The sequence below is a fragment of the Collimonas fungivorans genome (genome assembly GCF_001584145.1).
GTDB classification, from domain to species: Bacteria; Pseudomonadota; Gammaproteobacteria; order Burkholderiales; family Burkholderiaceae_D; genus Collimonas; species Collimonas fungivorans.
This window is the reverse complement of the sequence record NZ_CP013232.1, coordinates 299,547-314,489: the sequence shown is the minus strand read 5'-3', so window position 1 is coordinate 314,489 and position 14,943 is coordinate 299,547. Positions and strand designations below refer to the sequence as shown.

Here is a 14,943-nt window from a genome sequence, read left to right as displayed (position 1 = left end):
ATTAGACAGCGACTATTTCTTGAAACGCGTCTTGAAAAGCGCGGCGCCGGCCCGGCCGCATAGCGGCAGGGTGATAAGCATTAGAACGCATATCTGAACGCCAGGGCGGCGCGCTCAGGTATGATAAACCCCCGCCTTTTCCACATCTAGGTCCGGACTTGGCGCTCGACATAACTCAAGGAGTAAAAAAATGCTGACTAGTGCACGCAATGAATTCGCAGGCAAGGTTACCGCCATCCAAGAAGGCGCGGTCAACGACGAAGTCGAAATCACCCTCGCCGGCGGCGACCGCATCGTCGCCGTCATCACCCGCGAAAGCACCAAGTACCTGGAACTGAAACCAGGTTCGGATGCACTGGCGCTGGTGAAAGCGCCATGGGTGATCCTGTCATCGCCAGACGCCGGCATCAAGTTTTCCACTCGCAACCGCCTGCAAGGCACAGTCAAGGCGGTGAAGACCGGCGCCGTGAATACAGAAGTCGAAGTCAGCCTGAACGGCGGCGCCACGCTGACCGCCATCATTACCCAGGAAAGCGCAGTCGCGCTCGGCCTCGCGGCCGGCAAGCCGGTGGTGGCGATTTTCAAGGCTTCGCACGTGATCGTCGGCGTCAAGACCTGAACCCAATCACAGCTGGAGGGCATCTTGACCATCCCATCGGCGTCGACGCGACCACACACAGCGGCTGGCGCAGCCCGTTGGCGCCGGCGTCCTGATTCAAGCGGTGTTTTGAGTTGCCATTGAGGAAAATTAACGGCGCACCAAGCCGGGAAAACCCGATTTAAGCAAGCTTTAAGTAAAGGCAAGTAGAATTGCTCAATCTGAACGCTTGCCTGGCGTGCGGGTCGAATTGCACTACGCCGGCCTGCCGGCGGCCATTCCTGATGTAAGGGGCAAGCCAGTGCTCTTGCCGCTGAAATCAACACCGAACATCGAATTGAAGGTTATATGCGCTTAAAAAACAGTCTGTTATGTGTCATCCTGGCAATTTCGACCGCTGCCCACGCACTGGAAGCCGGGCCGCCGCCGGTCCTGTCGCCGCTGCAGCAGCAAGCGCAGGCGGCGCACCTGAGCGCGCAATTCCTGACCCGTTTCCATTACAAGCCGGTGCCGCTGGACGACACCTTGTCGGCCAAGGTCATCAACCGCTACATCAAGTCGCTCGACCCGGAAAAATTCTTTTTCGTGCAAGCCGATATCGATCAGTTTACGACAGAGAACACCAAGCTGGACGACGCCATTTACCGCGAAGACCTGCGCATTCCGTTTTCCATTTTCAACCTGTACCAGCAGCGTATCGTCGAACGCCTGACGTATGCGCGCGAACTGCTCAAGCAGGGTTTCGATTTCAGCCAGAAAGAAGACTTCGCCTTCGTGCGCGACAAGGAACCCTGGCCGAAATCCGAGGCAGAGAGCCGCGACCTGTGGCGCAAGCGCGTCAAGAACGACTGGCTGCGCCTGAAACTGGCCGGCAAGAAGGACCAGGCGATCCGCGATACGCTCAGCAAGCGTTATGAAAATTCCCTGGCGCGCGCCTACAAGTATAAAAGCGACGACGTCTTCCAGATTTTCATGAACGCCTATGCGACCTCGATTGAACCGCATACCGATTACCTGGGCACCAGCGCGGCGGCCGATTTCGATATTTCGATGAAGCTTTCCCTGGTCGGCATCGGCGCGGTGCTGCAGGAAAGAGACGAATACACCACTATCCGCGAGCTGGTGGCGGGCGGCCCGGCGCAATTGTCCGGCAAGCTTGCGGTCGGCGACCGCATCGTCGGCGTCGCACAAGGCGACAAGGGCGCCGTGGTCGACGTGGTCGGCACCCGCATCGACGACGTGGTCAAGCAGATCCGCGGCGCCAAGGACACGATAGTACGGCTGGACATCTTACCGGCCGACGCCGGTCCGGATGGCAAGCACAAGCTGATCAGTCTGGTGCGCAACAAGATCAGCCTGGAACAGCAGGCCGCCAAGAAAACCATCCTGAACATCAAGAGCGGCGACACCACGCGCAAGGTCGGCGTGATTACCCTGCCTGCGTTCTATGAGGATTTCGACGGACGGCGCAAGGGCGACAAGAATTTCCGCAGCGCCAGCCGCGACGTGGCGGCGCTCCTGGCCGAACTGAAAAAAGAGAAGGTCGACAGCGTCCTGATGGATTTGCGCAATAACGGCGGCGGTTCGCTGACTGAGGCGGTGGACCTGACCGGACTGTTTGTCGGCAAGGGCCCGATCGTGCAGCAGCGTAATGCGCGCGGCGACGTCAACGTCGAAGGCGACGACATCCCGACACCGGCATGGACCGGTCCGCTAGCCGTGCTGATCAACCGCGGTTCGGCCTCTGCCTCGGAAATCTTCGCGGCGGCGATCCAGGATTATGGCCGCGGCATCATCGTCGGCGAAGGCAGTTTCGGCAAAGGCACGGTGCAGACCATGGTCAACCTTGACGAACTGTCGCACAACGACAAGCCGAAATTCGGCGAACTGAAGATGACCATCGCCCAGTTTTTCCGCATCAACGGCGGCACTACCCAGCTGCGCGGCGTGACCCCGGACGTCAGCTTGCCGGGCTTCTCGGATCCCGAGAGTTTTGGCGAATCGAGCTACGACAACGCCTTGCCATGGTCGCAGGTGAAGGCCGCCGACTACACTCCTGTCGGCGACGTGAAGGGCCTGCTGCCGCAGATCCAGAGCCGGCACGATGCGCGCGTCGAAAAGGACAAGGACTTCCAGCGTTTCCTGGAAGACGTGACCGAGGTGAATACGCTGCGCAAGAAGCGCGTCATCTCGCTTAACGAAACCGACCGCCGCACTGAAATGAACCAGCAGGAAGCCCGCCTGAAGGCGCGCGGCAAGGCTGGCGACGGCGGCGACGGCAAAGACAAGGATGCTGCCGATGCAGCCGATCTCAACCGCCAGGACGACGGCCTGCAAGCCAACGAACGCAGCTTGAGCGCGGACCTGGCAGCGGAAAAGGCGCAAAAGAACGCCAAGGACGTGTTGCTGAATGAAGCCGCGCAAATCCTCGGCGACGAATCGGACCTGCTCAAGGCGAATACGAAATTCGCGGTGCAGCAGCCGGCCAAGGGGAAATGACCGGTCCGGCAGAGCAGACCAGCGATTGATGCATGATAAAAAAGACAGGCCCTGCCCTGTCTTTTTTTTTGCTCCTGGCATGGATAACCGTTGGAATGCGGCATCGCTCCAAAACGGATAGGATGATGGTCCTGGCTTGAAGCCATCCTTTTTGGAGCCTGACATGCAGTCCTTATCGATGTATCAAATTTCCGTTCCCGTGTTCGTGCGCGGCCTGGGTGTGCTTGCGGGCTATCTGGAGAAAGCGGAGGCCCATGCCAAGGCCAGCCATCTCGACCCCGCCGAGATGGTCAACGCAAAACTGGCGCCGGACATGCTATCGCTGGCCGGGCAGATCCAGCGCGCCAGCGATACCTCGAAAAACGCAATCGGCCGTTTGTCGGCGCTCGAAGCACCGCGCTTTGAAGACAACGAGACAACATTGCCTGAGTTACAGGCGCGGGTAACAAAGACGATAGCGTTCCTGGAAAGCGTGCGGCCAGAGGATTTGCATGGAAGCGAAACGCGTTCGGTTACCCTGGCTTTCGGCAAGTTAAAAACCACCATGCAGGGCGATGCCTACCTGCTCACGTTCACCGTGCCGAATTTTTTCTTTCACATAGCTACCGCACACGCCATCTTGCGGAACAAGGGAGTGGCCGTAGGCAAACTGGATTATCTCGGCCATTTCGAAATGGAACCGGCCTAGCAGCAATTAATCAGAATTAATTAGGGTCAGAGTCGAATTTCTTTTTCAAAAAATTCGACTCTGACCCTAATTAATGATCCGCGGAGCAGATGCTGCCGCTTCAACCGGCACTATCCAGACGACCGGGTTGCTGTTGAAGTACGTCAATGCCGACATGGCACAGTTCTTTTTCCTGCGTCCTTCTCTGCAGGGCATGCAATATGGCCAGGCTGTTGGCCGTCTGCTCGACCGGCTGGCTCCTCGCTTGCGCGATTTCCTGGTGAAGATTCCTGATCTCGGCAACCGCCCGTTCGTTGCGCGGGTTTGCCTCGAATACGCTTAAGCCCCGATCAAAGATGCGACGGTCATCTATCCACTCGTGGATTACCGTATCGGCAAGCGTTGCGGTCAGGATTTCCTTTGCCAGGGTTTCGGCCGGGCTGGTTTCCGTGTTGGCGGTGGCGCCAAACGCACTGATGGACTGGACTTCGACCACCAGTATCCGCAACGCCGGATTAAACAACCGCGCGGCTTCGATGCGCTCGATCAGCGCCTGCCGGTTGCAATCCTGGCGAGAATGGATCGGAATCACCAGCACATCGGTGACGACCAGCGCTGCGTTGGTGCTGCGCGCATCGCTGCCATCGGCATCGACCACCGTTTCCGGATAGTGCACCCGATAGTAGGATGCCGGATTTTCCAGGTCCGACTCCAGGTCTGCGCTGCCGCGCACAGTAACCTTCTGCTTGCCGCCGACAGCCCTGCGCCGAGTATTCCAGCCCAATGCATACTGCAACGACGTGGCGTCTGCCAGCAGCACCCTGCGCTGGCTCTGCGCGCAATATGCAGCCAGGCTGAGCGCAATGATTGAGCGTTTGGCAAATTCGTCTTCGCTGAAAACCGTGATGATCATGATAAGGCCCGCCTGCTGTCTCTAGTGAAACCAGTCTAGGGAAATGCGTATAAAGATGTCGTAAAAATATGGGCCGATTGTATAAACGGCCGCTAAAAAATATGGACTTGTTCCCGCCTGCCTGTTGTCGGCTGGGCCAGGTCAGTCACTTGCCGGAATTAAAAGCCAGCATCATCTTCAAAAGAGCAGCATAAGGCGCCGCAAAATTCCTGTTGACTTAAAGTTTACTTGAACTTGCATACTGCGCCAGTCAACCACTGATCTTGGGGCCGTCACATGAATCAACGACTACGCGAACCAACCCTGCACCGCCTGCTCGACGCCAACGTCCGCTTTGCCAGCGACGGCAAGGACACCACCAATCATTGCCCGATGGCGCTGTGTGCGCTGGCTGGCATGGGCGCCCAGCCGGAGCGCCTGCAGGAATTTTTTAACATGTGGCAGCGCCGTTTTGCCGTGCCCGCCAGGCCGGCGGTGAACGCGGTCAGCCGCGAAACGTGGCTGGCCTGCCTCGGCGACGCCAGCGCTTTTAGCGCCCTGCGCGAATATTTTGAAGAGTGGATCTGGAGCGCAGGCACCGATGCCGTGCTTGAACAAGTGCTGGGCAAGATACCGTTTGCCCCGGCCAGCGGCGCATTCCATGCCCTGATCCGGCTTGCCTACGGCCTGGAAGCGCAGCATCTCAGCGAAATCGCCGCCGGGCTGGCGGCGCTGGTCAGCGGCAACCTGCACATCGATGCGGGATCGCACCGGCGGGCGCCGGCTGCTTCGGTAAACCAGGGCCTGGCGATTTTGTCGCGCGCGTTGCACGACACGGTATTCACTGGCGGCATGATTGTCACACGCCTGCGGGCGGTGGCCGATTACCCGCTGTTTTACGCAGTGCTGCCGGCTGCACCGGCGCAGCCGCAGTTGCTGGACGATATGGCGCGGGCGGCAATTGCCCTGTACTGGCAGACCAACAATTTCACGGCCTTGCATATCGTCACCGGCCTGCACGCGGCGCGCCGGGTGCTGGCCCATTTGCCGGCAGCGCTGGTCCGGCGCCTGCTACCGGAGTTGTGGGTAGCGCTTTGTGCTGCTTATGTGTCAATAGGCGCGCCGCCCCTGGCAACATCGAATGCGGTACTCGATGAGGAGGAAACCCTGGCCGACAGCCCTGACACCTGGCAGGACCTGTTCACCACCGCCATCGCTTCCGACGACGACCATGTGATCAAGATGGTCTACACCTGCTATTGCGAAAACCTGCGGGCGCCGTCGCCACTGTACCTGGCGGCAGCGGCGCGGCGGGCTGGCCGCGTGTTCCAGGTGCATTGACAGGCGGCCGTCGCGGCCCTGGCAGCCACATCGGCTATGGCAGATCGACGATCTCGACCCAGTTGGGATTTGCCCCCATGTCGTACTGATGCAGCAAACGCAGGGCGCCGCTGTTCTGGTCGATGGCGTAGCTGCTCATGCGGTTGGATTTCTGGCCGACCGCCAGCAGGTAGCGGCCGCTGGGGTCGATATTGAAGCCGCGCGGCTGGGTCTCGGTAGGAAAATTGCCGATCAAGGTCAATGCGCCGCTGTCAGGATCGACAGCAAACCCGGCAAGCGTGCTGGAGCTGCGCTCCGAGGCGTACAGGAAACGGCCATCGGGCGTCAGGTGCAGGTCGGCCGGCGCCAGTGCCGGGCCCTGGAAATCCTTGGGCCGCAGGGACCCCGAAGCCTGCAATGTGAGAGCGCCGCCACCGGCATCGTAGCGATATGTATTGAGGCTGCCGTCCAGTTCGTTGGTGCCGTAGACGAAACGGGCGCGGCGGTCGAATACGAAATGGCGCGGACCGGCGCCCTGCCTGGTTTCCACATACGGCGGAACGTTAGGCGTGACCTGGCCGCTGCTTGCATCGAAGCGATATTGCAGGATGACGTCGCCGCCCAGGTTGCTGGCGAACAGGTGGGTATTGGCAGGGTCGGTCGCTATCGCATGGGCTTTTTCACGGGTCGGAATCACGGCCAGCGGCTGCGCTCCGACATCGCCCTTGGCGGCAATCGGGTTGATGGAAATCTTGTTGCCGGTGTAGGACGCAGCCAGCAGGAAACGGCCGGTCTTGTCGGTCGCCAGGTTAGCCATGTTGTCGGCCAGCGGGACTGTCGACAACAGGCCCAGCTTGCCGCTTTGCTGGTCGATGGCGAAACTGCTCACTGAATACGGCAGCGAACGCAAGGAGGCGTACAGGAAGCGGCGGTCGGGGCTGACTGCCAGCGGCATGACCGTGCCGCCGGTCGCCACTTTCTCCACCAGGCTGGCACTGCCGTCCGACTGGCTGAGCTCCATGACATAAATGTCGCGGCTGTCGGCGTTCGACACATACACCATGGTTTTGGCCGAGACCAAAGCTGAAACGTTCATCATCATGAACCCCAGGGAAAGACACAGCCGGTTGAAATTTCGATGCATTTTATCCCGTCAGGTAATCGGCGCCGGATTGAACAGCGTCAAGGCATTGTGCAGTTTGTGATGCTCGGCCCAGGTCTGCTTGCGGCCGCTGGCGACATCCAGCATCAGGTGGAACAGCTCCCAGCCGACATCTTCGATGCTGGCCTCGCCGCTGGCGATGCGGCCGGCGTTGATGTCCATCAGGTCGTGCCAGCGCCGCGCCAGGTCGTTGCGGGTGGCGACCTTGATCACCGGCACCGCGGCCAGGCCGTAGGGCGTGCCGCGGCCGGTGGTGAATACATGCAGGTTCATGCCGGCCGCCAGCTGCAAGGTGCCGCAGACAAAATCGCTGGCGGGCGTGGCGGCGTAGATCAAACCCTTTTGCTTCAGTTTGTCGCCCGGCGACAGCACGCCGGAAATCACGCTGCTGCCGGATTTGACGATAGAACCCATGGCCTTTTCGACGATGTTGGCCAGGCCGCCTTTCTTGTTGCCGGGCGTGGTGTTGGCGCTGCGGTCGACGCCGCCGCGGGTCAGGTAATCGTCATACCAGGCCATCTCGCGGATCATGGCTTGCGCCACCTCGGCGCTGGCGGCGCGCGCGGTCAGCTGGTCGATGCCGTCGCGCACTTCGGTGGTTTCGGAAAACATCACGGCGGCGCCGGCGCGCACCAGCAAGTCGCTGGCGAAGCCTACCGCCGGATTCGCCGTCACGCCGGAAAAGGCGTCGCTGCCGCCGCACTGGACGCCGACCACCAGTTCCGACGCCGGGCAGGACACGCGGCGCCGCTTATCCAGTTCAGCCAATTGTTCCTTTGCCGTGGCCATGATGGACACGATCATCGATTCGAAACCGACGTGTTCGGCATCTTGCAGGCACACCACGCGCAAGCCGTCTTCCTTGCCGCCGGTGCTTTGGATAGGAATGGAGCCCTGCGGAAACAAGCGGCCCGGCTGCAGTTTTTCGCAGCCCAGGCTGACCACCATCGCCTGGCCGCCGAAATTCGGATTCATGCTGATGTTGCGCAAGGTGCGGATCGGAATCTCGGCGCCCGGCGCATCGATCGCCACGCCGCAGCCATAGGTGTGTTCCAGGCCGATGACATCGTCGACATTCGGATAGCCTGGCAGCAGCTCGGCCTTGATGCGTTTGACCGCATGCTCCACCACCCCGGATACGCATTGCACCGTGGTGCTGATCGCCAGGATGTTGCGAGTGCCGACCGTGCCGTCGGCGTTACGGTAGCCTTCGAAGGTGTAGCCTTCCAGCGGCGCTGCCGCCGCCGGAGCATGGGTGGCGATCGGCAGGTTGCTCAGCTCCCGCGCCGGCGGCATCCTGACCAGCGATTCTTCAATCCAGCTGCCTTGCGCTATCGGACGCTGCGCAAAACCGATCACTACGCCGTAGCGCACGATCGCCTCGCCTTCGGCAATTTCGTCCAGGGCAACCTTGTGGCCTTGCGGCACTTTGTCGCGCAGCACCAGCCCGCAGGGAAATACCGAACCGGCCGGCAAGCCGCCGTCGTTGGCGACGATGGCGACGTTGTCCTGCTCCTGCATGCGGATGTACAGCGGCGTATTGTTGTCTGTTGCGGCATTGCTCATGGTGCGACTCCGGATAATTTTGGCTGCCCGCCATCGTCCAGCGGCTTGAGCTCGACGCGCTTGATGTCTTTCACGATCACCAGGTAGCTGATCACGGCCAGCAAGGCATTGGCGCCGACATACACCAGCGCCCACTCGAAGGAGCCGGTCTGCTTGATGATATAGCCAATCACGATCGGCGCCGTGATGCCGGCGATATTGCCGAACATGTTGAACAGGCTGCCGGTGAGGCCGATGATTTCTTTCGGCGAGGTATCCGCCACCACTGCCCAGCCGAGGGCGCCGACGCCCTTGCCGAAAAACGCCAGCGCCATGATGCCGACCACCATCCACTGGGTATCGACGTAATTGCACAAGATCATGGTGGTCGACAGCAGCAGGCCGGCGACGATGGGAATCTTGCGCGCCCAGGTCAGAGAAAAACCGCGCTTGATCAGGCGGTCCGAAATCATGCCGCCCAGCACGCCGCCGAGGAAACCGCAGATCGCCGGCAGCGACGCCACGATGCCGGCCTTCAAGATCGACATGCCGCGCTCCTGCACCAGGTAGATCGGAAACCAGGTCAGGAAAAAATAGGTGATGGTATTGATGCAGTACTGGCCGAGGTAGACGCCGGCCAGCATGCGGTTGCTCAGCAGCTGCTTGAGATAACCCAGCTTGACGCCGCGGTTCACCTGCGGGCCCTTGCCTGCCGCGCGTCCTTGCCTCTGCCCCAGGCCCTGGTCCATGTCGACCAGGCCGCCGCCGTCGCGGATATGCGCCAGCTCCGCCGGCGTCATGCGCGGATGGTCTTTCGGACTGTGCATCGTCCGCATCCAGACCATGCTCAGCACCAGCCCCGCCGCGCCCATGACCACGAACGTCTCCGACCAGCCGTAAGCATGCGTGATCCAGGCCATCAGGGGTGCGAACAATACAGTGGCGAAATATTGCGCGGAGTTGAAAATCGCCGAGGCGGTGCCGCGCTCGGTAGTCGGGAACCAGGCAGCGACGATACGGCCGTTGGCGGGAAACGAAGGCGCTTCCGCCAGGCCCACCATGAAGCGCAGCATGAACAAGGCAGGCACAGCCCATAGCGCGCCGAGGAAATGCACGCCGCCCTGCAGCAGGGTAAACAGCGACCAGATGAAGATGCTGGCGGCATACACTCGCTTCGAACCGTAGCGGTCGAGCAGCCAGCCGCCCGGCAACTGCCCCAGCACATAGGCCCAGCTGAAAGCCGAGAAGATGAAACCCATGGTGACCGCATCGAAGCCCAGCTCGCTCTTCATCGCCGTGCCGGCAATCGAAAGAATCGCGCGGTCGGCGTAATTGAAAGTGGTCACCATGAACAGCATGAACAAAATCATGTAGCGCAGCTTGCCGCGCGGGGCTGTTGCCAGCCCTGCCGTTTTATCGTTATTCACCTACGTCTCCTGTTTCGCCAGAGTCGGCGCCTGCGGCAAAGCGGCCTGGAACGCACTGCTTCCGCCACCCGCGGCCCGCGCCGCATGCTGCGGGTCCAGGCCGGGGCTTGTTACAAGGCGCCGTTCTTATTATTCTTGATGTTTAACCTGAGTTAAACTACCTTGATGTTATCAGTCATCCTACAACTTAAATCGTAGTATAATCAGCGAAAAATATTTTAGCAACTAGATTTACCTTTTCCGCGGCCCCCACCTATGAATACACCGCTCAATACATCGCTCACGGCGCAGCCCGACACTGGCGCACCGCGCAAGAAGCATCGCAACCTGGCGCAGAGCGTGGTCGCCAATATTGCCGACAGTATTCGCAGCGGCAGCAGCAAGCCGGGGGACAAGCTGCCGACCGAATCCGAACTGATGCGCACCCAGGGTGTCAGCCGCACCGTGATCCGCGAGGCGATTTCGCACCTGCAGGCATCGGGGCTGGTGGAGACGCGGCACGGCATCGGCACTTTTGTACTGGCGGCAAGCAGCTCCAGCAACTTCGACATCGATCCGGAAACCGTGATCACCATGCGCGACATCCTGGCCATCCTGGAACTGCGCATCAGCCTCGAAGCGGAAGCTGCCGGACTGGCCGCGGCGCGCCGCAGCGACGAGCAGCTGGCGCAGATGCGGATGGCGCTGGATGCCTTCCAGAAGAGCGCCCATGAGCGCGGCGACTCGGTCGCAGCCGATGTCCAGTTCCACCTGCACATCGCGCAGGCCACCGGCAACCGCTATTTTGTCGACATCCTGACCCACCTCGGCACCACCATCATTCCGCGTACCCGGATCAATTCCGCCAGGCTGGCGCATGACGACCCGGCGGCTTACCTGGACCGTGTCCACCGCGAACACGAAGATATCTACAATGCGATCGTGCGCCAGGATCCGGAAACTGCACGGGCAGCGATGCGCACCCACCTGAGCAACAGCCGCGAACGCTTGCGCAAGGTGCAGGACAGCATGGCGCTGGCGTCGTAATAGAACGCTGAAAATTCCGTTGCCGGCGCGCCCGGCAGAACTGGTAGCGTGGGCACCCGTGCCCACGCGGAACGCCAATCATTCGAGACGCCAATTCAGCGTGGGCAGAAAATCCGCCCACCCTGCTTGCTTTTTTGCAGCCGTTTTCTCTCTTTCCGCCTAAACAAACAACATTTCCAGGCTTGCATACTGCAAATCTTTGTTGTACGATGACTGATAACTTAATCATCCGGACGCCGGACGCACTCTTGCGGCGCAAGCATCCGATTATCAACCGCAGCACTACTTCATCCCGAGACCATGACTCCTCAAGAACTCAAACAAACGCTTTCCTCCGGCCTGCTGTCCTTCCCGATCACCGATTTCGATGCGCAAGGCGAATTCCGCCCCAGCACCTATGCTGCTCGGCTCGACTGGCTGGCGCCCTACGGTGCGAGCGCCTTGTTTGTGGCGGGCGGCACCGGCGAGTTCTTTTCGCTGACGACCGCAGAGTATTCCAACGTGGTGCGGGTGGCGGTCGAAACCTGCCGCGGCAAAGTGCCGATCCTGGCCGGCGCCGGCGGCCCGACCCGCACTGCGATCGCTTTCGCGCAGGAAGCCGAACGCCTGGGCGCGCAAGGCATCTTGCTGATGCCGCACTACCTGACCGAAGCTTCGCAAGACGGCCTGGTCGCGCATGTCGAAGCCATCTGCAATTCAGTGAAATTCGGCGTGGTGGTGTACAACCGCGGCATCTGCCGCCTGAATGCGGATTCGGTGGAACTGCTGGCGGCGCGCTGCCCTAACCTGATCGGCTTCAAGGACGGCATCGGCGACATCGAACTGATGGTGTCGATACGGCGCCGCATGGGCGACCGCCTGAGTTACCTGGGCGGCTTGCCGACCGCGGAACTGTTTGCCGCACCCTACAAGGCGCTCGGTGTGCCGGTGTATTCCTCGGCGGTGTTCAATTTCCTGCCGAAGATGGCGATCGATTTCTACACTGCGATCAAGAACGACGACCACGCCACCAGCGGCCGCCTGCTGGACGATTTCTTCCTGCCTTACCTGGCGATCCGCAACAAGAAAGCCGGCTACGCAGTCAGTATCGTCAAGGCCGGCGCCACCATTGTCGGTCATGATGGCGGGCCGGTGCGCACGCCGCTGATTGATCTCAATGTGGAAGAACGTGAACAGCTGAAGGCACTGATTCTGGCGCAGGGACCGCAGTAATATCGCCGTACTTGCTCCGTGGTCCGTTAAATGGGGTCAGAGTAATTTTCGGCGATACGACTGCCGAAAAAAAACTCTGACCCCATTTAACTGCTTTTGCGGTGGTCTCCATAATCGAACTAAGGAATATCAATGAATATCACTGGTGAAATGCTCATCGGCCAATCTGCAGTACGCGGCACGGAAGGCACGCTGCGTGCCGTCAATCCCGCCACCAATGAAAAGATCGGTCCCGATTTCGGCGCCGGCGGCGCAACTGAAGTGGACCGCGCCTGCACCTTGGCGCAACAGGCTTTCGACAGCTATCGCGCAACCACGGCGCAGCAGCGCGCGGAATTCCTGGAAGAAATCGCCAACGGCATCCTGGCATTGGGACCAGTGCTGATCGAGCGCGCAACGCAAGAATCCGGCCTGCCGACCGCGCGCCTGGAAGGCGAACGCGGTCGCACGGTCGGCCAGCTGCGCCTGTTCGCCAGCGTCCTGCGCGCCGGCAATTACCTCGGCGCCACCCTTGATTCGGCGCTGCCGGAACGGACCCCGCCGCGCTCCGACCTGCGCCTGCGCAAGATCGCCATCGGCCCGGTCGCGGTATTCGGCGCCAGCAATTTCCCGCTGGCGTTCTCGGTGGCCGGCGGCGATACCGCCTCAGCGCTGGCGGCCGGCTGCCCGGTGGTGGTCAAGACCCATAACGCCCATCCTGGCACCTCGGAACTGGTGGGACGCGCGATCCAGCAGGCGGTTGCTGCCTGCAAACTGCCCGAAGGCGTGTTTTCCCTGGTCATCGGCGCCGGCAACGAAGTCGGCCAGGCCCTGGTCAGCCACCCGGCAATCAAGGCGGTGGGCTTTACCGGCTCACGCCAGGGCGGACTGGCGCTGGTGCGCGCAGCGGCGCAAAGGCGTGAACCGATTCCTGTTTACGCCGAGATGAGCAGCATCAATCCGATGTTCCTGCTGCCGCATGCGCTGGCCGCACGCGCAGGGAAAATCGGCACGGCATTCGTCGATTCACTGACCATGGGCGTCGGCCAGTTCTGCACCAATCCCGGCCTGGTGATAGGACTGGCGGGCGAACACCTGGTGCAGTTCCAGGAAGCGGCATTGCAGGCATTGAAGACCAAGGCGGCAGGCACCATGCTGACGCCGGGCATCCACGATGCCTATGTCGCCGGTATCGAGCGCATGGGCGCGCTGGCCGGCGTCGATACAATCGGCCAGGGCCAGGCGCCGGCAGCGCCATGCGCAGCCCAGGCGACACTGTTCTCCACCGATGCCGCCACCTTCCTCGCCACCGAACAGCTGGAAGATGAAATCTTCGGTCCCAGCTCGCTGCTGGTCGCTTGCCGCAACGAAGACGAAATGCGCGCCGTCGCCGAACACCTGGCCGGCCAGCTGACCGCTACCCTGCAACTGGATGAGGAAGACCACGCACTGGCGCGCAAGCTGCTGCCGACGCTGGAACGCAAGGCCGGCCGCATCCTGGTCAACGGTTTTCCGACTGGTGTGGAAGTGTCTTATGCGATGGTGCACGGCGGCCCGTTCCCGGCGACGTCCGACAGCCGCAGCACCTCGGTCGGCGCCACTGCCATCAACCGCTTCCTGCGGCCGGTGTGCTACCAGGACTTGCCGGGCGCGCTGCTGCCGGTCGAACTGCAGGATGGCAATCCGCTTGGTTTGCCGCGCCTGGTGGACGGCAGCTGCGTTAGCGCCTGACGATCCGGCGATCCGGCGATCACCGAGCTTGTGCGGTGGTCGCCGTTTTCTGTTGCCGGTTTAGCTGGCGTTGGCGATCGTAGCCGGCAAATCGCGGCCATGGTATTTCTTGTAGATCGCATTCAGCTTGCCATTCTTGTGGTTGGCGACAACCCAGGCATTGACCCATTCCTTCAGCTTCGGCTGGTCTTTGTTCATGGCGATGCCCAGGTCAAAATCCTTCTGCGCGAATTTCAATTCCAGGTTCTTGGCCGGCGCCCGTTTTATCATTTCGGCCAGGTTGGACGGCGTGCTGGAAAAAATGTCGATCTGTCCGGTCACCATCGAAGTGATCAGGGTGGCATCGTCTTCATAACGCATGATTTCCGCACCCTTGGCCAGCTGCGTAGTAACCGTATCGTTGACGGTGGCGCGGGTCAGGCCGATGCGCTTTCCTGCCAGGTCGGCATAATCCTTGATCTTGATGCTCTTCGGTCCGCCGACGATGATCGTGATGACGGCATACGGCACGGAGAAATCGACCACCTTGGCGCGTTCAGGCGTAATCGACAGATCGGCGATCACCAGGTCAGCGCGCTGCGCCTGCAAGGTCGGCACGCGGGCGGCGTTGGTGATCGGCACTAGCTCCAGCTTGACGCCGAGGTCCTGCGCCAGCTGCGTCGCGGTATCGACATCCGAGCCGGTCGGCTGCAGGTTGGCGTCGGCGTAGCTGAACAGCGGCGTGCCCATGGCGATCGCTACCCGTACCTTGCCGGCCTTCTTGATGTCGTCCAGCTGGTCCGCCAGCGCCGCGTGGGTTGCTCCGCAAAACAATAAGGTGGCGATGCAGCTGCGGGCAAAGAGTTTGTTGAGTTTCATGTCTGTCTCCTGTTTTATGGAATAGTT

12 protein-coding genes are annotated in these 14,943 nt (G+C 61.0%); 7 read left to right on the top strand and 5 right to left on the bottom strand.

Annotated elements, in window-relative coordinates:
- The first annotated feature begins 190 nt into the window (after positions 1–190).
- The 3 genes from CFter6_RS01370 to CFter6_RS01360 all read left to right on the top strand — a co-directional run bounded on the left by CFter6_RS01370 (position 191) and on the right by CFter6_RS01360 (position 3,785).
- Positions 191–619: a TOBE domain-containing protein gene (locus CFter6_RS01370; protein ID WP_061538426.1), complete on the top strand. Its 429-nt coding sequence runs from the start codon at positions 191–193 to the stop codon at positions 617–619.
- Positions 620–946: 327 nt separating this feature from the next.
- Positions 947–3,097 carry a carboxy terminal-processing peptidase gene (locus CFter6_RS01365; protein WP_061538425.1) on the top strand — a complete coding sequence of 717 codons (2,151 nt, stop codon included), beginning with the start codon at positions 947–949 and terminating at the stop codon, positions 3,095–3,097.
- 163 nt (positions 3,098–3,260) lie between these two features.
- Positions 3,261–3,785 (top strand): DUF1993 domain-containing protein, encoded by a 525-nt coding sequence (locus tag CFter6_RS01360; protein ID WP_061538424.1) that lies wholly within the window; start codon positions 3,261–3,263, stop codon positions 3,783–3,785.
- 100 nt (positions 3,786–3,885) lie between these two features.
- On the opposite strand, the gene CFter6_RS01355 is transcribed toward CFter6_RS01360, so the two are convergent.
- Positions 3,886–4,677, bottom strand: coding sequence for a ParA family protein (locus CFter6_RS01355; RefSeq protein WP_061538423.1), 792 nt, complete (start codon positions 4,675–4,677; stop codon positions 3,886–3,888).
- Positions 4,678–4,953: 276 nt separating this feature from the next.
- On the opposite strand from CFter6_RS01355, the gene CFter6_RS01350 reads away from it, so the two are divergent.
- A complete protein-coding gene (locus CFter6_RS01350; protein ID WP_061538422.1) occupies positions 4,954–5,997 on the top strand; it encodes a questin oxidase family protein in 1,044 nt (347 codons plus the stop codon).
- A 34-nt stretch (positions 5,998–6,031) separates the two neighbouring features.
- Here CFter6_RS01350 and CFter6_RS01345 read toward each other — a convergent pair whose 3' ends face one another.
- From CFter6_RS01345 to CFter6_RS01335, 3 genes are read right to left on the bottom strand one after another with little or no spacing between them, the layout of a single operon-like run.
- Complete coding sequence (locus CFter6_RS01345; protein ID WP_205631427.1) at positions 6,032–7,120, bottom strand: lactonase family protein; 1,089 nt, start codon at positions 7,118–7,120, stop codon at positions 6,032–6,034.
- Between the two features lie 9 nt (positions 7,121–7,129).
- Positions 7,130–8,704: a galactarate dehydratase gene (garD, locus tag CFter6_RS01340; RefSeq protein WP_061538421.1), complete on the bottom strand. Its 1,575-nt coding sequence runs from the start codon at positions 8,702–8,704 to the stop codon at positions 7,130–7,132.
- On the bottom strand, positions 8,701–10,053 hold the full coding sequence (locus CFter6_RS01335) for an MFS transporter (protein ID WP_061542152.1): 1,353 nt from the start codon (positions 10,051–10,053) through the stop codon (positions 8,701–8,703). The genes garD and CFter6_RS01335 overlap by 4 nt, the downstream gene beginning before the upstream one ends.
- Positions 10,054–10,365: 312 nt before the next feature.
- Between CFter6_RS01335 and CFter6_RS01330 the strand changes: the two genes are divergently transcribed.
- The 3 genes from CFter6_RS01330 to CFter6_RS01320 all read left to right on the top strand — a co-directional run bounded on the left by CFter6_RS01330 (position 10,366) and on the right by CFter6_RS01320 (position 14,058).
- The gene (locus CFter6_RS01330) at positions 10,366–11,136 is read left to right on the top strand and encodes a FadR/GntR family transcriptional regulator (protein WP_061538420.1); all 771 of its coding nucleotides are present in this window, start codon (positions 10,366–10,368) and stop codon (positions 11,134–11,136) included.
- A gap of 300 nt (positions 11,137–11,436) precedes the next feature.
- Positions 11,437–12,348, top strand: coding sequence for a 5-dehydro-4-deoxyglucarate dehydratase (gene kdgD, locus CFter6_RS01325; protein WP_061538419.1), 912 nt, complete (start codon positions 11,437–11,439; stop codon positions 12,346–12,348).
- 132 nt (positions 12,349–12,480) lie between these two features.
- Entirely contained in the window at positions 12,481–14,058 is a 1,578-nt protein-coding gene (locus CFter6_RS01320; RefSeq protein WP_061538418.1) for an aldehyde dehydrogenase (NADP(+)), read from the top strand.
- Between the two features lie 60 nt (positions 14,059–14,118).
- Here the strand turns inward: CFter6_RS01320 and CFter6_RS01315 are convergent, their stop codons facing one another.
- Positions 14,119–14,916, bottom strand: a complete 798-nt coding sequence (locus tag CFter6_RS01315) for a transporter substrate-binding domain-containing protein (protein ID WP_061538417.1) — start codon at positions 14,914–14,916, stop codon at positions 14,119–14,121.
- Positions 14,917–14,943: the final 27 nt, after the last annotated feature.